Here is a 21,050-nt window from a genome sequence, read left to right as displayed (position 1 = left end):
CAGACTTCCTCCTGTTGTGTCAAAGATGTTTTTTGAAATTATAAGATCCATCAATGGCCTAACTTCAGCTTCTGTTAGGTTATCTTTAACCTCTGGAACATTTATTGACACATTCTTCCCTGCCTGGTTTTGAAAAACCATCTGAAGACTCTTTGCCATGTTTTCACCACCTTCCTACCTAAATTTAAATTCATTATTCATTTACAAGCTCATCTAAATCCTGTCTTTGAACTGAACTTACTGGAACAGCAAGTATTGATGATATACCTGTGCCACTGCAAAAACATCTTCCTTAACTACCCCTGGGTTTACCCTTTTAAAGGTAATGTTCTTAAAAATGTCATTTCCCTTTCCATCAACTCCAGTTTTAACCTTCATCACTAAAGCTGATGTTAACTTAACTGAATTCACTGCCATCCTTTTCACCCCCTTTCACTTATATAAGTTGGGGGAAGATAAAAGTTTATATATAACTTTAAAAAAATTTTCATATTACAATGGAAAAAATAAAAAGACAATCCACTAAGTTTTTAATACTTAATGAATTGTCCTATTAAAAATCAATTATATATTCCATATCAACCTTGATATTATATCCTATTGCAGAACAGCACTTAAATGTCCCTCTGTGTATATGGTCTAAATTTTTGACACTTACATTTATCCTCTTTCATAAAACCATTTTTAAACATTATCTTTTATAAATTACCTCACCCCATAATACTTAACATACCAATTAGCGAATCTTTGTAGACCTTCCTCTATACTTGTTGAAGGTTTAAAGCCTACCGCTTCAAACAATCTATCCGTAGATGCATAGGTTTTAGGTACATCTCCTGCCTTTAAAGGTTCAAAAATCTTTTCAAAAACAACTTCCCTTCCTAACGTCCTGCTAAGTGCTTTCTCCAACGTCCATATAAACTTCATTAACTTTTCAGGGCTATTGTTTCCAATATTATAAACCCTGTGGGGTGCTGTATTTTGCCCTGTATCATCTATACTTTCAATAGGAGGATTGCAAAGAAGCCTTTCAATACCCTCAACAATATCATCAATATAAGTAAAATCCCTGTATAAATCATTCTCAAAATCACCGTTATTAAATATCTTTATAGGTTCTCCTTTAAAATATTTATCTGTAAAACTAAAATATGCCATATCCGGCCTTCCCATAGGACCATAGACTGTAAAAAATCTTAATCCCGTAGCTGGTATTTTATAAAGATGGCTATAGGTATGAGCCATAAGTTCATTAGATTTTTTTGTAGCAGCATAAAGAGATACTGGGTTATCGACAAAATCAGTCTCTTCAAAAGGTACTTTTTTATTTGACCCGTATACTGAACTTGAAGATGCATATACAAGATGCTCTACAGGATTAAACCTGCAGGCTTCAAGAATGTTGAAAAAGCCAATAATATTACTTCCTATATATACATCAGGATTTTCAATAGAATATCTAACACCAGCCTGTGCCGCAAGATTAACTGCAATGTCAGGCTTATATTCCTTAAATATATCCATTATCATTGACTTATCTGAAATATCCCCTTTAATAAATATAAAATTCTCAAAGGGTTTTAGCTTTTCAAGCCTTGAATACTTAAGATTTACATCATAATAATCATTTATATTATCAATACCAATTACCCTGCAACCTTTTTCTAAAAGTTTCTTTGATAAATAAAATCCGATAAACCCAGCAGCACCAGTAATTAAATATGTTTTAGATGTATCCAAAGAATTATAGTTCACTTTTATGCCTCCTTAGTTGCAGCAGCTTCTGAATTCATTTCTGCTATCTTCATATATGGTCTGCCTATAGAGTAATATTCTACTCCTGCTTTAAACATTGCTTCAACATCATATATGTTTCTTCCATCATATACCAATGCAGTTCTCATTAATTTTTTGTATTGCTCAGGTTTTACAGCTTTAATCTCTCCCCATTCTGTAAATATAAAGCAAACATTAGCATCCTTTAACGCTTCTTCAACACTTTCAACATATTTAATTGAGCCTTGTCCATTTTTGCCCTCTGAGTATTTCTTTTTAAAGTTTTCTATTCCCACAGGATCATAGGCATAAATATCAGCTCCTGCATCTAATAGTAAAGGTATATTTTCAAGGGATGGAGCTTCCCTTAAATCGTCAGTTCCTGGTTTAAAGGTAAGTCCAAGAATAGCAACTTTTAAACCACTAAACGTAATAAGCCTCCTGCAAGCCTTTTTATAAAGCATAGTCTTCTGGTCTTTATTCACATCAATAGCAGCTTTAATAGTTCTAAGTTCATAACCATGCTGCCTTGCTAAATATTCAAGAGCCTTTGTATCCTTTGGGAAACAGGAACCTCCATAGCCAATACCTGCATTTAAAAATTTAGCCCCAATACGTTCATCATAACTCATGCCCTTAGCCACATCTTGAATATCAGCCCCAACAAGTTCACAAAGATTTGCAATATCATTCATATAGGATATTTTAAGTGCAAGAAAATCATTTGAAGCATATTTTATCATCTCAGCAGAGCGTCTGCTTACAGATACAATAGGAAGATTAAAGGGTTCATATATTTTTCTTAGCATCTCCTCTGCCCACTTGCTTTCAGTTCCAATTATTATTCTTGCAGCATGAAGTGTATCATGAACTGCTGAACCCTGAGCTAAGAATTCAGGATTTGAAGCCACCTCAACTTTAACATCATTAACTAAAAAGTCTTTAATAAACTTCTCTACCTTATCATTAGTGCCAACAGGTACAGTTGACTTAACTACTACAAGGCAGTCCTTTTCTACAGTTTCAGCTATCTGCCTTGCAACTGTAGCTATGTAGCTTAAATTTGCAGAACCATCTGGCTGCTCTGGAGTTCCAACGCCAATAAATATGGCATCAGCGTCTTTATAAGCACTTTTATAATCTGTAGTATAATGAAGCCTACCAGCTGCATAATTCTTTTGCATTAACTCTTCTAAGTCTGCTTCATATATTGGAGATACTCCACTCTCCATTAATCTAACTTTATTTTCATCAATATCAACACAGGTAACTTGATGACCTACTTCGGCAAAGCATACCCCAGCCACTAAGCCAACGTAGCCTGTCCCTGCTACTGCTATTTTGTTCATAATGCATTACCTTCCTTTTAAGTGTAATTTTATTTAAATCAATATATATTTTTTATATCTAAAGATTAGTACTATATCTATTACAAATCTCTTAGCTCCTCATAATCATTTACATTCTTTGATTTATACTCTTCTAAATCTTTTAAATTAACATTATCGGTGATACGTTCATAAACATCAAATGGTATTAAATATTCAATTTTATTATGGATTATCTTTAGATAATCTATCTCATGTTTATTAGTATTAACAATTCTATTTCTGAGTTTTTCTACGTCTTCTTTTAATTTATTTAGCTCTGTACATTCACATTTAATAACACAAATTAGTCCTGGTATAAATTTATTAAAATTGTTTGTATTATTACTTATAAAACTTAAACTTCCATAATAATAGTCAATTCTACTAAATTTCCTATAGCTCTCTGTATTTATCACTTGATCTACTCCATAAAGAATAACCTGCATTAAATAATATATATCATCAAAACTAAGCTCTTCTGTTTGTCCAGAACCTGTATAAAATTTAATTTTATTATCCTCAACCAAATATTTATTGTGAACTAATGTATTTCTTTTCTCATATAGATTGCTATATAGTTTTATATATTTTTGACACCAAGACTTATCACACAATATATTTAAATCTTTGCAAACCACAAGCTTACTCATATCCAACCCTGAATATTTTTCTTTTTTGAACTCAACATCTTGACCTAAAAATAGGTTAGATTTCAAAGTATAACCCATATAAGGATTAATTATTTTTCCCATAGATACTCCATAAGCATATATAAGTAATTCATCTAATATTTTGAATAAGTTAACAAAAACTAGTGGTAAAAATAGTTCTTGTGTAATAGATTTTGCAACAGAATCTCTTATTGATTCACGCATCTCCATTTTTAATAATACCTTATCATTTTCTTGATTAGAGTATTCTCTTACATCCAATGAATCTGAATCATAATACTTCAAGCACTTCTTTAAGATTTCATATTCAGTTCCAATTCTTTCTTTAAATTCAGTGAACAAATCTATTTCCATTACGCTATCCTCCATTCATAATTTAGTCTTTATTTTTTAACTCCAAATTATTATTATTGACTGCTAATTATTTTATTACATACCTAACAATCTATTATTATAATATTTTGAGATATATAAAGTCCATACTAACACTACGGAAGTCTAACCTGAATATCAATTACTATTAAAATTTATCTATATCTCACCACTTAATTTTAGTCTCCTTATTTTTATCCATTTATGCACTATAAAATAATAAATTTCAGCTAAACTAAACGAAATAGCTAACGTACTCCAAAACAAAATACTATAAACAATAATAGGTTTAATCTGAATATTTCTTATATTTTTTAAAATAACTAACATTATGGGTTGATGCACTAAATATATAAAATAATTATTTTTGACATTTTATCTAATAATTTACTATTAACAAGTTTATGACTTGTATTTTCTTGTTTATTTAGTAAAAATTCTATCAACGTGAAAATAAATGTTATTCCAAAGAAGGCTATAAATTTATCATAAGTTAAGCTAAAAAGCTTTAAGCCAATTAATTTTGTACCACTTAATTTTAAATTATTAATTATAAAATATGCAATATTAAAAATAACACTATGAACTATAAAAAATAATATCCATTTGTTTTTTATAGAGATAATCACATCTCTATATTTATAAAAACTATATCCTATGTAAAAAAACAATAAATACTGTAGACTTTGAGAAATTTGATATATATTCGGCAATTTAATCGATAATATTGAGACTATGAATAATATGAATATGTTAACCACAATATTATTCTTATTTAAATATTTTTCAACAAAGTAAAATATAATAAACAAATTAAACAACATCAAGATAAACCATAAATGACTCGGCACTTTAGCTAAAAGTATTTCGTTTAGGACTCTTTTAAAATATGGAGCTCTATTATTATCTAAATAAAATACCATTTTTATTGGCAACATAAATAGAGTACCTATCATTAAATATGGTACTATTAGCCTTTTGAATTTTTTAAGAATAAACCCTTTAAAAGATTCGTATTTTCCCATTTTTTTCACAGCAGTACAAATAACCTGAAATAAAAACAAACAATGGCATATGAAAACTATATATGTAATCTGTTATAAATTTAATTATAATTGAGCTATTGTAAAATACTTTATAATCCCATTTTCCTGCATATATACACCCGCTATGTCCTAATATAACTAAAATAATAGCAATACTATTTAGAATGAAAATGTTATATAATATATTATCTTTACTTTCTAAATTTTTCAATTTATGACATCTACCTTTCAATTAGAATTACTCTGAAATATATTTACCTTTAAACAATCTCTTATCAATCTTTTTAACTATTCCATTCATTTTTCGTCTCATACTTGGAAACAAATACAACACCCCAAAATAAAATAAGGAACATATTATAATTGATACAAAGCTCCACAATATTCCTTTACTTATTTGTTGTAGTAAATAACCTAGCCCCCCCATAGCAATGGCTGAAATTGCTGTTGGCATCACGTTTTTAAATATTTCCCTCACTGGAAATCCTATTCCAACCTTCATTATAATTAGACCAACCAATATACCTTCCATACGTATCCATGCTCTTGAATAAACTAATGGCCAAAATCCATATTTTGAACTTACTATGCAAACTGGAACAAGAACAACTAAATGTAACACTTGTGATAAAAATGATAATTTAGGTTTCCCTTTTGCTCTATATACTTCACTATTAAAATGTGATAAAACTATCGTTATTGCACTAGTTAGTGCCCATACACCTATAACCCCACTAGCTTCACTCCATTTACTACCTAACATTATTCTTGTAGCTAAATCACTATATAGATATATTCCTATGCCAAGTGGAAATACAAAAACAGAAACAAGTCTTTGAGTATTTAAATACATATTTTTAAACTTTTCGTCATCATCTTGCAACCGAGATAATGCTGAAAAAAGTACTGGTACTATTGATGCAGTTATTAGTGACATAAGTGCATTTACCATAGTAGTTGATGTCTTATATATTCCTAAGTAATACTGACTTAAAGCAGTTCCCATAATAAAGACATCTGCCCATGCAGTAAACCAGATTGAAATAGCCTCAACTAATGACCATATACTAAAGGACAGCATTTCTTTTAATATTTCTATTTTATAGAACAAATGTGGTTTCCACTTTGATTTTATGGTAAGTATAATTGCATTTGAAAACTGCATAACTATAGTCCCAATAATAAGTGACCAATAGCTTAGTCCTAAAAGAGCTAATGGTATTGTTACAGCAAATGGTATACACACTGCTACCATTCGAACTAAAAAAAGTGTTTTAAAATCAAAGTCCCGCCTATAAAGTGCCATTTGTATACTTGAAAAGGATGTAAGTAATAGCTGAACACAAGCTATAGCAATTACATTTCCCAAACCAGGATTACCTACTGATACAGCAATTTGTTCACGAAATACTATACTAATTAGCCATAAAAAAATAGATATTCCAAAGTTAGTCCAAAAAGCTACATTAGCATTCTTATATTTTTCATTTTCATCCTCGAATTCATGCTGCACCAAATATTTCTGAAACCCTGCATCAGTAAACATATCTGCGAAACTCATAATCATGGTTACAGTAGCAACTACACCGAAAGCTTCTGGTGAAATAATTCTAACCAAAATCATATTAGTAACAGGGCTAACTAATTTTGCAGCTATTTCTGTAACGGTTGACCATTTAGTTGCATTTACAAATTTATTTTTCAAATTTTCTTCCTTCACTATTAATTTCTCCTTTTAAACCACAAAGAACTAATTCTCTATGAGCTTCACATTCCACGTGATTTTGTATTGCTAATAGTTTCTTTTTATTATATTTATTTTTAAGCAAATTCCCCTTTAACAAATATCTATCAACTCTAGATAACCATTTTCCAAATCCAGAAAGATTTTTTAAGTAATTTTCAATACTTTTTTCTGCAAATTTTCTATACTGTTCTTTAATAAACCCTTCTTGTAATATTTCCTCTGAACGTTTATCAAACGCTGATAGTATTTCTTGTCCTACTTTTACTTCTGCTAAACGTACAACATTTTCTTTTTTTACTATAGGGATATACTCTATGTTAAGTACATCCTTAATATCTACTTTTATCAATAAACTTGTTTGCCAATATTCGCTATCGGAATAGTCGAATATAAAATTCCCTTGTCCATATACAATAGTTGAGTCTTCATAATTCTCAAAACAGCCAATACAATGGCTATGCTGACATATAACTAAATCTGCTCATTTTTGAGCCATTTTTCTACAAACTTTTTGAAGATAAGGTGATGGATAACGATAATGCTCTTTGCCGCCGTGATACAAAACTATAACGTAATCACACTCTTCTTTTAAATTGTGTATTTGATCCAGACTTTCTAATGGTTCAAACGGATTAGCCCCAGGAGTTTCTTCAGTTGCTATAGTAAATTCATGCTCTGCACAATTATATACACCAATCTTTAATCCATCTTGTTGAATTATATAAGGTTTACTTGCCTCAGATAGATTATTACCTATCCCAATAAAAGGTATATTGTTTTTATTTAAGATATCTTGAGTTGATTTAAAACCCAGTTCTCCCTGATCAAGAATATGATTATTAGCTAAAGTAAGCAATGATGGATTAAGCGCCTTAATTCCATTTATAGTACTTGTAGGTGCTATAAGATTAGGTCCACACTTTGGTATAGGTTCTTCTTTTTCTGTAAGAGGCACTTCTAAATTGAAAATCCTTATATCCGCAGAATCCCATAGTGAATATAACTCTTCTCCAAGTAAAGATTTTGAATCGCCTTTATTGAATAAAGCTATATTTGGTTTTGTTGGTACTAAGTCACCAGCTATTAATAATTGCATATAGTATTCTCCCTTATTATTTACTTATCTATCTTTGAGGGTAATTTTATCCAACTACCTAGTAAATAATCATATGACTCCGGTGTAAATTCTTCAAATCCTGAACCCGGATAAAATGTGAGTTCTCCAAAATATAATTGCCCATTTGTTTCATAAAAATCTACTCTTACAAATGACATATCTTTGGATAATTTTTCTGCAAACTTAACCATTTTGTCAAAATTCTTTGGTTTAGTTATTACTGTTCCACTACTTGCATAATGTCTTTCAAACGGCATAGGATTCCAATCCATATCATAAAAATCCACATTTAACCCATTTGAAGAATATCTATTTAAACAAACAAAAGAGCATTTTACTTCACCATTAAAACACATAAATTTATAATCTTTAAGCTCTACGCTAGATTCATCTACCATATATTTTTCACATATAATTCTTGGCTTTACATTTTTATATGGCCATTCCCTATGAACCCAATAATACCTTCTCTTAAGCCACATATTGACTTCTTTTCTTAATTCAACGTAATCTATCTTTGATTTATCTTTACATATGAAAATATTACCCGATGTATGATTTGGCTTTAATACAAATTGATTTGGCAATTTTGAAAAATCAATGTCTTCAAACTTATCCCATACTCCTATTAATGGAATAAGATATTCTTCTCCTATAGTTTCTGCTATATATTTTCTAACTTCATACTTGTCCACCAATTGCGTGTATAATGGGTTTCTGTCGTATAATTTTAGCCATTGGAGCTTTTCATTGAAAGTTTGAGGATTATTTAAATCAAGCTTTTTACCTGTGAAATTCTTGTACTGCAATCTTAAATACAACTTATCAGGTACAAAAAATTGAATACTTGGTAAATGCCATATATATGAAATACAACGTCTTATACTAATATTGTTCTTTTCCCAACTCATATTGTCTCTCCTTCTTTTCCGTTTGTAAAATATAAAAAAGCATCGCATTAATAAATCCAAAATTTCGTTCAAAATATGTTACTGAACCATACTCAATAATTAAATTCAAAATAAAAATGATAAAAAATAACTTGCATATTTTGCTCTTATTCTTTAGTAAAAAATAATCTCTTAATACAAATATAATATATGAATAATAAATTATAAGCCCTACAATACCACTTGATACTATAATTTCCAAATAATTATTATCAGTAATAATACCCCAAGGTCCTAATATACGGAAAGCATCAAGACCATAACCAAATATTGGACGTTCTTTTGCAAAGCCAATTGCCATCTCAATCAATCTCATTCTTGTATTAATTGAAGAATCACTAACTTGTTTTTTAAATATCAAATTAAATAATTCATTTAATCTAGAACCCATAATTTCATATAGTAAAGGAATATTTTGTGATAAAAAATATATTAAAATAGCAATGATTATTGCTACCGTTATATAAAACACTTTTTTCCCATGTTTACTTAATATATTTGCTAAACAAACAAATCCTATAACCAAAATAAATATCCCTTTTCTTGAACCTGTTAATAATATTGTACATATGAACAACAAGTCGTAAAACAAATATATACATTTCTTTCCTTTTGTAAAAAATAAATAAGATGCTAGTAAAAATGCAATTGCAGAAAAATATGCTATACCATTAGATCCTGCTGTTATTACTTCAATTCCAAAAATTTTATAACTACTTACGGAATCTCCCCATGAAAAAGCTAATCTACCAGTATTCAGTGAATCTCTGAAAATAAATAAAATTATAATATCAGTAATAGCCGATACGTTTACATAGAGTTTTAATAATTTCTCTGTATCTTGAACATAAGATATAAAACTATAAAACAAAATAAGTAAAATCAGATTTATACTAATTGTTTTAACCATATTAGTAGAGTGCGTTTTATTAATTACATCTCCTAGAGTTATAATAATTGAATTATAAATAATAAAAACAAAAGTTATGATATAGTATTTATTTATTCTAATTCCTTTATGTAAAAATAAATACAAGAAACTTGAAAACATAAACATTAAAGCAGAAATTTGATAGTATACTGAGTGTTTTGTTATATTAGCCATTAATAACTGTATGACAAGCAAAAACCAGCATACTGATTTACCACTTATATATATTTTTTTATTTCTAATATTTCTGTTTTTTACATAAGGAGGAATTTCATCCTTTACTAATTTCATCTAAATATTCCCTCCACTTTTCTGCTACAACTTCGGCATCTAATACATTTTTAATTTTTTCTGCTTCCCTACTAATTTTTATTGCAAACTTTTCTGATTCTGCTACTTTACACATTGCTTCGCTTAATGCATCTACCTCCCCTACGGGAGTAAGTATTCCATTATTACCATTTTGAATCAGATATGAAGATCCACCAGATGGACAATCTGTAGAAATAACAGGCATTCCCATAGCCATTGCTTCTATAACTACGTTTGGCATACCCTCATAATCAGAACTTAAAACGAACATTGACGCACTTTTAATCTTTTCTAATAACTCTGTTGTTCTTCCTGGAAAACAGTATGCATCTTTTGGTAGAAGAGATTCTGCATATCTAATTAATTCTTCCCTAAGCGGCCCATCTCCATATATTTTAAGCACGTAGTCTGAATGGCTTTTATAAAATTTTGCAAAAGCTTCTATCAATAACGGAAAATTTTTCTGCTTATCCAATCTGCCTGCTCCAACAACTTCTTTAACTCTATCTCCTTCCCATGGTTTAGGAATTCGTTCTATATCCAATGGATTAGGTAATACTATACCTTTTTTTTCGTATATTTGGTGAAAAAAAACTTGCTGCTTGTTCAGTTTGAAAAATAAATCCATCCGCTAACGGATAAAATATTCTTCTTAAAATACGAGTGATTTTTTTATATGGCATAACCCAAGGATTATTTCTTTCTGAAACAACTACAGGTATTTTAGTTCCCAAAAGAGCCGGAATTACATATATTCCAATATCTTCGGGAAGAGCTAATACAATATCAGGTTTGTTTACATTAATATATCGCCTTAACTCCTTATATTTTAGGAATTTATCGAGATATGAATTGCTAGACTTTCTTCCAATAGCATGTACTTTAACTGCATTATCTAATCGATAGAAAATTTCTTCATTATCAAGGGTAATAATTATACATTGTATTCCTGCTCTATTAAAATTATTTACCAGTTGTGAGATAACACGTTCTGCACCACCGGCCTTCATATTTCTTGTTACAAATGTAAGTTTCTTCATATTAATTTTCCACCTACTCTATGAATTTCTTGTATAATTCTTTCATTCTTTTCGCATTATCTGTAATACTATAACCTGCGTTTACAATTTGTTTATAAATAGATTCCTTTATTTCTTCACGATTTACATGTTCTAAACTATCAATTTGTTCTGCCCATTCTTTTGGTGATTTTTCTAATGATATAAACTGAACCAAATCTGTAATTGCAACTTCTTTTGAAACAGCATCAGAAACAAAGCATGGTAAACATGATGACTGAGCTTCGACTAATGTAAGTGGTAATCCTTCAAATCTAGATGGCATTACAATCATGTCCATAGCTTGCATAAGTTGAGGAACATCTAATGTTTTTCCTGTGAAAATAACTTTATTTGTTAAACCAAGTTCACTTACTTTCTTTTCAATACTTGGCTTTAATTCTCCATCCCCTATCAGTATTAATCGATAATCATTATTAATATTAATTAGTTCTGCAAAAATACTTATTAAGTATTCATGATTTTTAGGATAAGTAAAATGTCCAATATGCCCTATCACTTTTTTTCCTATAAGATTATATTTATTTCTATATTTTTCACGTATTTCTGCATTATATTTATACTTTATAACTTCAATACCATTATTGATAATTTCAAACGCTTCCCCATTATATAACCACTGACCAGCTTTTTGACTACATGCAAAAGCATGTGTATACAATGTATCGAATGGTTTTCTCAAGATATTATGCGCAAGTTTATATTTATTTTTACTGCTATGACTATGTGGTATCCGTACTCTCACGCCACCTTTTTTAGCTGCATACATTTCTAATGCAAGAGTACAACTATTTCCATGTGCATGAACGATATTATAATTATTTTCATTAATAATTTTTATTAACTTACTTACATATAAAAGCGGGTTTCTCATTCGCCCTTCTACAATATATATACGACTTCCATATGATTCTATTTCTTTTTTAAAATCCATTCTAATGTCATTAGGAATAACAAAATCGATTTGCATATCTGATTTATCTATACTTCGATAATAATTTAAAATTACATTTGTAATACCATCCAAATCAAATTTTGTTGTAGATATAATTAAAAGTTTTATATTTTTGTAATTCAATATTTTTCACCAACTTGTTTTACTTTTTATCAAAATTCCCATTCTATATAAAAAAACTAAATTTTTAAATCTCCTGTTTCTTCAAATGGCTTATTTGTTAGCATCTGTTCATATATCTTTGCATCAACCAAATATCTATACCAATATGTATGTAAAAAGTGATATATATACCCTTCCTTACCATCAAGGAACCCTAGTTTGAAATAGTAATTAAGTATGAACAATAACTTTGCTCTAAAAAACGCCGGTGCCTTGTAATATATCCCAAATTTCTTTTTTCTTATATTTTCAATTTTTTTATCAGCAAAAACATTTTCATTACTATTACCATTTATAAAATCGAAGTAATCTTGCATTTCTCTTGTTGCATACCAGTTATATTTAGCAATAAAATAATTCAGATCCTTAAAATCATAATGCAAGAATCTTTCTTTTAATGGTAAAGATCTTCCTTCTGATAGAATAGTATGTTCATCCATCTTTCTATCTTCGATTCTACCAACTCCATATTTAAATACCATTAACTTTCTTTTCTTTGGTCCACCATGTTTTAAACATTTGCCCATAAAATAAAGCCATGCCTCCATTGTGAAGCCATTCACATCATCATTATCGTGAAGTTTCATTTTTAATTCTAATTCTTTACATAATTCAGGAGTAAATCTTTCATCTGCATCTAATCTAAGTACCCATTTTGTATCAATATTAGTATTGTCTAACGCCCAATTAAACTGCCTAGCATAATTTTCAAATGGATGAGTATAGACATTTGCTCCAAGATTTTTTGCTAATTCAACTGTATTATCAGTACTTCCTGAGTCAACTACCACCACTCTTTTTGCAAAGCCTTTTATTGAATTCAAGCAGTCTACAATATTTTTACTTTCATTTTTTGTTAAAATGATTGCTGTTAAATCTATCATTTTAGCTTATCCTCCATAAAATAAATAAATTTTAAAAATTTCCTAATCATCCTGCTGATTACTATATAACGTATTCTCAATATTCCACTTCAACTCAACCTTTTTACTTATCTTCAAACTATCATAACAAACAGGTTTCACTAATTTATTTAAATTGTTAATCAACAAACCTTTTTCAGCTTTTCCAGTTTTCTCAAGTATCCATGAAAGCATACTTAAACCTAAATAAATTAATCCATAAGGCATTTTAATAACTCGTTTTGCCTCACCTTTATCTTTTTTCATAATTGCTATTTCTTTAGCTGTCAAAGCTTGCTTATCACTAACAATGTATACTCCAGATTGGATTTTTCCTTCCATAAATGCAACCACACTATCTACTATATTATTAACAGAACAAAGACTGAATTTATGATTTCCATCCTTAAAGTAATATGCTCCTATGCCCTTAGGTAAAAGAACTCTTTTATCTAAGTCTTTAGTGTACTCTTTTAAATAAACTGGTGTGAACCTATAAACAAAATATTCAACTCCTACTGAACTTAGGTATTCACTTAGCTTCTTCTCTGCTTCATATTTACTCTTACCATAATTAGTTTTTGGATTGCATGGAGTATTTTCATTAACAATTAATTCTCCTGTTTGTCCATAAACCTCAACTGTGCTTGAAAATAAAAACTTTTTAGCACCACACATTTGAGCCACTTTTGCAACATTTAAAGAAGCTTCACAGTTTATCTTCATAAAATCTTCTAAGGTAATATTATTTGATGAAAAGTGAGCAAGTGCAGCTAAGTGCACAACTTGGTCTATTTTATAATTCTTTAAAGTTTCTTCTAAATTACTCATATTTGTAATATCAGCTTTAACATATGAACATTCACTTAAAGCTGAATTTATATTATCTGCTATATCTATACCAAGTACTTCATAACCTTTTGCTAACAAACCTTTAGCAACATATTGTCCTATTCTTCCATTAATTCCTGTTATGAGTACCTTCATATTACCATACCTTCTTTATTAGTTTCTTTCGTAATATAATCCTCAAATTTAACAAACTCCACATCCTGTTTCTTTAGCCAATTTATATATTTAAGCAACTTCTTCTGTAATGTAGGTCTACCCACTTGGAATCTAAAATAATTCTTCTTACCCATCTTCTTGCCATTCTCAAGAATTTCACCAACCACTTCAAATGGATGTATATAGAATATGAAGTTTTCTTCTTTTTCCCAATGTTTTTTCATGAAGTATTTCATAAGCCATAGTGGGAATAATCTGAAGTATCCACCACCTGAGATTGGAATGGATTTACCCATTATATCTAATGTAGGAGTTTCAAACTCATACTTATCTTCTTTTCTATAAACCATGCTTTCAATGTTTTTAAATGATGACATGTCCATAACATTGTAAAGCTTATGCTCTTTAAACCTTATAAGACTTGCATCATATTTAAAACCTAACTCCCAAAGTACATCAAGCTTTTCATTTTCCATTGAAAAACATGGTGCTCTATAACCTTTAACTTTTTCACCAGTTATTTCTTCAAGAGTCTTCTTTGACTCTCCAATACTTTTTCTAAACTCATCAACACTTAACTCATAAACTAGTTCATGGTGTTGACCATGGCAAGCTATTTCATGACCCATTTTAGCAATTTCTCTAACTACTTCTGGGTGATCTTTAGCTACATCTTCAAGTACAAAAACTGTTAGATACACTCCCTCATCTGCCATTTTCTTAAGAAATGGTATAACTTGAGGCGCAAATCTTTGCTTTGAAGCTATTACATCCTTATAGTCTTTTAGGTATTCAAGATGATACCATTCTTCAAGATCCATTGTTAAAAAATACTTTCTCATATTAAACGCTTCCTTTTAGCTCTAAATTCCTTACCTTGCTCTGCTGTTGGCCATGTGAAATATCTGCCTTCAGATGCAATGTTAGGTCTTCTTTCTAATTTATCAGCTTCCAAAGCTTTGATAGTTTTCACCATCATGTCCCCACCAACTCTTTTAGTTCTTTCCATAAGTTCAAACATTGATTTACAATCGCCTATATAAACTTTATCTTGAGCTACTATATCTCCATCATCAATCTTTGCAGACATGTAGTGAACTGTTGCTCCACCATACTCCTCTTCATTAAATATGTACCAGAAGCTTGGCATACATCCTCTGTAATCTGGTAGTAAACTACCATGAACATTCAAAATGCCATACTTTGGACATGAAAGTAATGGCTCTTTAATAACTTGAGGAGCTGAGAAAGAAAGAATTACATCTGGCTTTAGCTCTTTTACCTCTTTATAAAAATCTTCACTATTTGAATTATTAATAACTTTATATGGAATGTTATTCTTTTTTGCTACATGTTCTACTCCACATAAACCATGATATAGTTTATAACCAAATAGCTTGTCTATTTTACCTGCTAAGGAACGTAGAACTGTAACTATACCCATCTTTCCTACTTGGAAAATACCAAACCATTTTATAAAATCTGATAACTTATTTTGTAATGAACTTTTACATTCAACATTCACTATTTCAAGTACTTCTGAATTATCAATTATTTTCTGTATATTCTTTGGAATGAAAAACCTATCTTGCTGAGTCATGATTATTACTTTTATCACAACATCCCCTCTTCTCGTCTATTATTTATTGTATAGTTAATCTTCTAATCCCTTTCCCATTCTCACTTCGTCCTCACCATTTAAACTTAATACGGTACATCATCATTTACTCTCAATGCTCCAGTGTCCTTCCTGGTCCGATGTTATCTTTGTTTTTTAACCTCCCTGTCCCACCTTCAACAACACCCTCGCTTCTTAAAACACTGAATAATGTCTTGAAGAATATTTTAACATCAAATATAAAACTCATTTTCTCTACATATTCACCATCAAATTTTGCTTTAACTTCTATTGGTAATTCATCTCTACCATTAATTTGTGCCCAGCCTGTAAGTCCTGGATATATATCATTGGCACCATATTTATCACGCTCTGCTATTAGATCATATTGGTTCCATAGTGCTGGCCTAGGGCCTATTATACTCATGTCTCCCTTTAGGATGTTTATTATTTGTGGCAATTCGTCTAATGATGTTTTTCTTAAAAACTTGCCAACCCTTGTAATCCATTGTTCAGGATTTTCAAGGAGATGTGTTGGGGTATCCTTAGGTGTATCTACTCTCATGGTTCTGAATTTTAATATATTAAAATGAGTTTTTTTGATTCCAATTCTTTTCTGTTTAAAAAAAACAGGGCCTTTAGAATCTATTTTAATTGCTGCCATTAATATCAAAAATATAGGGGATAAAATAATAAATCCAATTGAAGATAAAATTATATCTATAGTTCTTTTAATCTTAATCTTATACATTAATCTAATCACCAACCTCCAACAGTTTTCTAAAAATGGGCATAGCTTCGCCCTTTCGTCCAAAAAGTTTGTTCTGCACTACAGGTTTTTGCTATGCTGCCTTATAACAATGAACACGCACTGGTCGATGATTCACGTGTATAAGGCTTTTTAAAAGTAGATTATACCTCAGTTAAACATTCTACACTTAATGATATTATCCTGCTTTGTCCACAGAAATCAATTTCAACCCAAGCTTTTTTCTTGTGTTTATCAAGTCTTATTATTTTTCCTATTTCATCTAACAATGGTCCTTCTATTACCTTAACTGTTTTGCCTTCTGTTAAAACTTTTGAAGGTAATATTGTACCTTGATTGCGAAAAATCCACATTGCATATTCATAATCTTTTCCTGAAAGCTCCCTTGCCCCGGCTTCATACTCTAAAACTCTAATAACATTAAATACTCTATTTCTTAAGTTTATTTCAAGCTCTTTTTCTCCATAGAGAAAAAACATAACCAGGTAGAAGAATACTAGTCTTTTCTTCCCATTTCCCCCTTCTTTTTTCAAGGAGAACTTTAGTTGGTACAATTGCCCTAAAGTCATCTAAAACTTTATTTACATTTTCAGCAACAGAAAACTCTAATCCTGATTTACAAAATACACAATAAGCTTTCAAAGAATCCCTCCAGATTTAAGCTAAATTATTTACTCTTTACCTACTATTCAACACTTCCCCATTCTCAAATGTCACAGCAGCTTCGTCGTTGATTTCAAACCTTTTATATGTGGGTACTAATTCTTCTATTTTCTTTTTAATTAATTCATTATCCCTTGTTAGTGCAATAAACTTCAATTCCCCTATCTTTCTTTTAAGTTCATCTATGTCTTCATAGGCTGGTTTGCCTATAAATATCTTTTCATGTCTTGTCTTTCCAAGTCCCTCCTCTGCCATTAGGAGTTCCTCGTAAAGCTTTTCCCCTGGTCTAAGTCCTGTTATCTTTATCTCTACATCCTTCTCCGGTTCAAGACCAGAAAGCTTTATTAAATCATATGCCAGGTCATAAATTTTTACAGGTTTACCCATGTCAAGGACAAATATTTCTCCACCCTTTGCAAAGCACCTGCCTGAAGAACAAGCTGAGCCGCCTCAGGTATTGTCATAAAAAACCTTGTTATTTCCCTGTGAGTCAAGGTTACAGGGCCTCCCTGAGATATTTGCTTTTTGAATAGTGGAATCACGGAGCCGTTGCTTCCAAGAACATTTCCAAATCGTACTGCAACAAATTCTGTTTTGCTGACCCTGTCCATTGACTGAATAATCATTTCACAAACCCTTTTTGTTGCCCCCATTACATTTGTTGGGTTAACTGCCTTGTCTGTTGATATCATAACAAAACGTTTAACACTAAATTTATCAGCACATTCTGCTACGTTTAATGTTCCAAAGATATTATTCTTTATAGCCTCTGAAGGATTATCCTCCATAAGGGGTACGTGTTTGTGAGCTGCTGCATGAAAGACGACATCTGGTTTTATCTCTTCAAAAATGTTTTCAAGTCTTTTCCTATCCCTGATTGATGCAATCATTACCCTAAGGTTAAGTTCTGGGTATTTATATTTAAGTTCATTTTGAAGATCATAAGCATTGTTTTCATATATATCAAGTATTACAAGAAGGTAAGGTTTAAATCTTGCTATCTGTCTGCAAAGCTCAGAGCCTATTGAACCTCCTCCGCCTGTAACTAAAATCCTTTTATTCTCTATATATTCCGCTATACCCTCCATATCAAGTTTAACCGGTTCCCTGCCAAGAAGGTCTTCAACTTCAACATCTCTGATGCTTTTTATGGATACCTTATCATTTAACATTTCATCAAAGCCTGGCAGTATCTTTATTTTACAGTTTGTGTTTTTGCAAATATCCAAAATCTCTTTTCTATTTTTCTTATCAATTGAGGGTATTGCAATTATAATGGTATCTATATTTTCCTTTTCCACTATTTTGGGGATGTCCTGCCTTCTTCCGCAAACCTTAACCCCTGTGATTATTCTGCCTTGTTTGTATTTGCTGTCATCAATAAAAACAACGGGGTGATAGTTTAAATGTTCGTTTTCCCTCATTTCTTTAACTAGAAGGTTTCCTGCAGCTCCAGCACCGATAATCATAACTCTCTGTTCCTTATTTCTGTTTTTCTTCGAAAATTTAATTACTATTCTTCTGTAAACCCTAAAGGAGAGTCTGAAACCTACAACAAGAATAACTGTAAATATCCCTGAAAGTATATTAATGTTTTCTGGGATGTTAGTTTCAAAAATCCTGCTGTATAAATGAATTAATAAGTTGGCTGACAGACATCCAGCCACTGCAAAAAGAAATTCATCAAGGCTGGCATAAAACCATAGGCTTCTATAAAGCCTGAATATGTAAAACATTGAAATATATATAGCAGTTATAATTCCTATATGTTGAAGATAAAAGTATCTTTGTTCCTGGGGCATAAAATCCTTGAAAACAAAGTAATAAGCAAAGAAATATGATAAATTAATTAAAATAATATCTACTCCAATTAAAACAAAGGGTTTCCACTTTTTCAAAAATTCCACTTTATTCACCCTTTCTATTTAACTTAGAACCGTTACATTTAATATTATAGCAGAATTTAACTAAATTTTCGACTAAATTTGCATATTTAATCAAATGATTCATTTACTTCTTTTATTTGTAAATATACTTAATAGTTTGTTTTTTCTTTTATCATCAATATTTTTAACATCATTACCATAATAGTATTGATAATAATAGTTATACCTACCCTTCGATGATGCATCTATCTTGTTTAAAACAACTCCAAGTATCTTAGCATCAACCTTTTGTAAAAGTTCCTTTGATCGTAATACAGCATCTTTTTCAGCTTCACCTGAAGCCACTACCAAAAGCACTCCATCGGCATATTGAGACAAGATCTGTGCATCAGTAACCATAATCACAGGAGGAGTATCAATTATTATATAATCGTAAATCTTTTTCATCTCCTGAACAAAGGAGCTCATCTTTTCTGATCCCAAAAGCTCTGCAGGATTTGGAGGTTTTGTACCAGCTGTCAGTATAGACAAGTTTTCAACCCTTGTGTTTTGTATTACTCTATCTAAATTAAGCTCATCCACCAACAAATTTGTTAAACCAATTTCATTTGAAAGATTAAATTTTCTATGTAACATTGATTTTCTAAGATCACAATCTATCAATAAAGTTTTGTTTCCACCCTGAGCCATAGTAACTGCTAAGTTTGAAGAAGTTGTACTTTTTCCTTCACCTGGTCCTGTACTGGTTATAACTATTACCTTAACCTTTTCATCAAAGGATGAGAATTGTATGTTAGTTCTTAAGGTTCTGTATGCCTCAGTTATTGGTGATTTCGGGCTGTTATATGTAATTAAATTAATTTTTTCCATTCCATTCACCCCATTAAATCTTTGATATTATACCTATAACAGGTAATTTTATATATTCTTCAACCTCTTCCACACTTTTTACTGTTTTATCTAAATATTCAAGAAAAAATATTAATCCAAGAGATAAAATTAAACCTACAAAAAATGCTATTATTATATTCAACCTGACATTAGGTGCAATTGGTTTTTCCGGTATCTTGGCTGTATCAATAATCTTTATATTTTCATCATTCATAAGAAGCTTTACCCTATCTATAAAGGCTAAAGAAAGTGTGTTTGCAATCAAGGCTGCCCTGTATTTATCTTCATCTTTTATTGAAATTGTTACAACCTGTGTATCAGCAGCTGGAGTTGCAGTTATCATAGATTGCACTTCAAAGGGCTTTTTGTCAAGGTTTAGCCTTTTTATTGTTTCCAGAGCTACAGTTCTACTTTTTGCAATTTCTACATAGGTCTTAACTAATTTTTCATACATCAGTATATCGTTATATTGAACTTTGTTCCTGGTTGCATCTGAAATCTTTGCAACAATCAGCTGGGTACTTGCCTTGTATACTGGTTTCATAAAATATATGTTTAGAATACCAATGATAACTGAAAGAAGAAATGGTATTAAAAGAAGCAATAACAGTCTTTTTTTAATGATGTCTAAGATTTGATAAATTTCCAAACCCAACCCCCCCTTAATGTAAGATTTGTAAGGTGGTGGGTGCCCTACTATCTCCATTGCTTTCAAGGGCCCAGGTAAGAAAGCAATTTCTACGATCACCTAAGTAAATAAATGTATATATTACGGATTTTTAAAAAAAGCAGCAAGAAAATTGTAACAAATATTTAGAAATATTA

General features: G+C 30.5%; 21 protein-coding genes and 3 pseudogenes. All 24 read right to left on the bottom strand.

Translation table 11 applies throughout. From position 1 onward, the window contains the following. On the bottom strand, positions 1–141 hold a 141-nt coding region (locus Q428_RS14965), incomplete at its 3' end, for a DUF2922 domain-containing protein (RefSeq protein WP_242847830.1). Between the two features lie 96 nt (positions 142–237). Next, the gene (locus Q428_RS11440; protein WP_035381083.1) at positions 238–417 is read right to left on the bottom strand and encodes a DUF1659 domain-containing protein; all 180 of its coding nucleotides are present in this window, start codon (positions 415–417) and stop codon (positions 238–240) included. 288 nt (positions 418–705) lie between these two features. Beyond that, positions 706–1,755, bottom strand: coding sequence for a GDP-mannose 4,6-dehydratase (locus tag Q428_RS11435; RefSeq protein ID WP_035381081.1), 1,050 nt, complete (start codon positions 1,753–1,755; stop codon positions 706–708). Between the two features lie 2 nt (positions 1,756–1,757). Then, positions 1,758–3,125 carry a UDP-glucose dehydrogenase family protein gene (locus tag Q428_RS11430; protein WP_035381079.1) on the bottom strand — a complete coding sequence of 456 codons (1,368 nt, stop codon included), beginning with the start codon at positions 3,123–3,125 and terminating at the stop codon, positions 1,758–1,760. Positions 3,126–3,205: 80 nt separating this feature from the next. Then, complete coding sequence (locus tag Q428_RS11425) at positions 3,206–4,171, bottom strand: hypothetical protein (protein ID WP_035381077.1); 966 nt, start codon at positions 4,169–4,171, stop codon at positions 3,206–3,208. Positions 4,172–4,533: 362 nt separating this feature from the next. Next, a pseudogene (locus Q428_RS11420) lies at positions 4,534–5,446 on the bottom strand (acyltransferase family protein). Positions 5,447–5,473: 27 nt separating this feature from the next. Then, a complete protein-coding gene (locus Q428_RS11415; RefSeq protein ID WP_035381075.1) occupies positions 5,474–6,955 on the bottom strand; it encodes a lipopolysaccharide biosynthesis protein in 1,482 nt (493 codons plus the stop codon). Next, positions 6,930–7,331, bottom strand: a complete 402-nt coding sequence (locus Q428_RS16065; RefSeq protein WP_242847831.1) for a hypothetical protein — start codon at positions 7,329–7,331, stop codon at positions 6,930–6,932. The genes Q428_RS11415 and Q428_RS16065 overlap by 26 nt, the downstream gene beginning before the upstream one ends. A gap of 42 nt (positions 7,332–7,373) precedes the next feature. Further along, a pseudogene (locus Q428_RS16060) lies at positions 7,374–8,078 on the bottom strand (CapA family protein); the annotation flags it as partial. Between the two features lie 20 nt (positions 8,079–8,098). Further along, a complete protein-coding gene (locus tag Q428_RS11405; protein ID WP_035381073.1) occupies positions 8,099–9,010 on the bottom strand; it encodes an ATP-grasp fold amidoligase family protein in 912 nt (303 codons plus the stop codon). Next, positions 8,985–10,271 (bottom strand): O-antigen ligase family protein, encoded by a 1,287-nt coding sequence (locus tag Q428_RS11400; RefSeq protein WP_035381071.1) that lies wholly within the window; start codon positions 10,269–10,271, stop codon positions 8,985–8,987. The genes Q428_RS11405 and Q428_RS11400 overlap by 26 nt, the downstream gene beginning before the upstream one ends. Continuing rightward, a complete protein-coding gene (locus Q428_RS11395) occupies positions 10,252–10,836 on the bottom strand; it encodes a glycosyltransferase (RefSeq protein WP_035381069.1) in 585 nt (194 codons plus the stop codon). The genes Q428_RS11400 and Q428_RS11395 overlap by 20 nt, the downstream gene beginning before the upstream one ends. A gap of 4 nt (positions 10,837–10,840) precedes the next feature. Then, complete coding sequence (locus Q428_RS11390) at positions 10,841–11,332, bottom strand: glycosyltransferase (protein WP_035381067.1); 492 nt, start codon at positions 11,330–11,332, stop codon at positions 10,841–10,843. A gap of 13 nt (positions 11,333–11,345) precedes the next feature. Continuing rightward, positions 11,346–12,449, bottom strand: coding sequence for a glycosyltransferase family 1 protein (locus tag Q428_RS11385; RefSeq protein WP_051515137.1), 1,104 nt, complete (start codon positions 12,447–12,449; stop codon positions 11,346–11,348). A 56-nt stretch (positions 12,450–12,505) separates the two neighbouring features. After that, positions 12,506–13,372: a glycosyltransferase family 2 protein gene (locus tag Q428_RS11380; RefSeq protein ID WP_035381065.1), complete on the bottom strand. Its 867-nt coding sequence runs from the start codon at positions 13,370–13,372 to the stop codon at positions 12,506–12,508. A 42-nt stretch (positions 13,373–13,414) separates the two neighbouring features. Then, entirely contained in the window at positions 13,415–14,377 is a 963-nt protein-coding gene (locus Q428_RS11375; RefSeq protein ID WP_035381064.1) for an NAD-dependent epimerase/dehydratase family protein, read from the bottom strand. Further along, positions 14,374–15,240 carry a polysaccharide deacetylase family protein gene (locus Q428_RS11370; RefSeq protein WP_035381062.1) on the bottom strand — a complete coding sequence of 289 codons (867 nt, stop codon included), beginning with the start codon at positions 15,238–15,240 and terminating at the stop codon, positions 14,374–14,376. The genes Q428_RS11375 and Q428_RS11370 overlap by 4 nt, the downstream gene beginning before the upstream one ends. After that, positions 15,237–16,016 carry a methionyl-tRNA formyltransferase gene (locus Q428_RS11365; RefSeq protein ID WP_051515136.1) on the bottom strand — a complete coding sequence of 260 codons (780 nt, stop codon included), beginning with the start codon at positions 16,014–16,016 and terminating at the stop codon, positions 15,237–15,239. Before Q428_RS11365 ends, Q428_RS11370 begins: the two co-directional genes overlap by 4 nt. A 112-nt stretch (positions 16,017–16,128) precedes the next feature. Continuing rightward, complete coding sequence (locus tag Q428_RS11360; protein WP_035381060.1) at positions 16,129–16,767, bottom strand: sugar transferase; 639 nt, start codon at positions 16,765–16,767, stop codon at positions 16,129–16,131. 161 nt (positions 16,768–16,928) lie between these two features. Further along, positions 16,929–17,264 (bottom strand): KOW motif-containing protein, encoded by a 336-nt coding sequence (locus Q428_RS11355; RefSeq protein ID WP_035381058.1) that lies wholly within the window; start codon positions 17,262–17,264, stop codon positions 16,929–16,931. After that, the gene (locus Q428_RS15490) at positions 17,233–17,427 is read right to left on the bottom strand and encodes a transcription termination/antitermination NusG family protein (protein WP_035381056.1); all 195 of its coding nucleotides are present in this window, start codon (positions 17,425–17,427) and stop codon (positions 17,233–17,235) included. Before Q428_RS15490 ends, Q428_RS11355 begins: the two co-directional genes overlap by 32 nt. A gap of 36 nt (positions 17,428–17,463) precedes the next feature. Beyond that, a pseudogene (locus Q428_RS11345) lies at positions 17,464–19,346 on the bottom strand (polysaccharide biosynthesis protein). 108 nt (positions 19,347–19,454) lie between these two features. Beyond that, complete coding sequence (locus tag Q428_RS11340; RefSeq protein ID WP_051515135.1) at positions 19,455–20,204, bottom strand: CpsD/CapB family tyrosine-protein kinase; 750 nt, start codon at positions 20,202–20,204, stop codon at positions 19,455–19,457. Positions 20,205–20,217: 13 nt separating this feature from the next. Beyond that, complete coding sequence (locus tag Q428_RS15235) at positions 20,218–20,874, bottom strand: YveK family protein (RefSeq protein ID WP_051515134.1); 657 nt, start codon at positions 20,872–20,874, stop codon at positions 20,218–20,220. Positions 20,875–21,050 lie beyond the last annotated feature (176 nt).

The organism is Fervidicella metallireducens AeB (genome assembly GCF_000601455.1).
Taxonomy (GTDB): Bacteria; Bacillota; Clostridia; order Clostridiales; family Caloramatoraceae; genus Fervidicella; species Fervidicella metallireducens.
The sequence above is the reverse complement of the archived record's forward strand: the minus strand, read 5'-3'. Positions and strand labels throughout refer to the sequence as shown.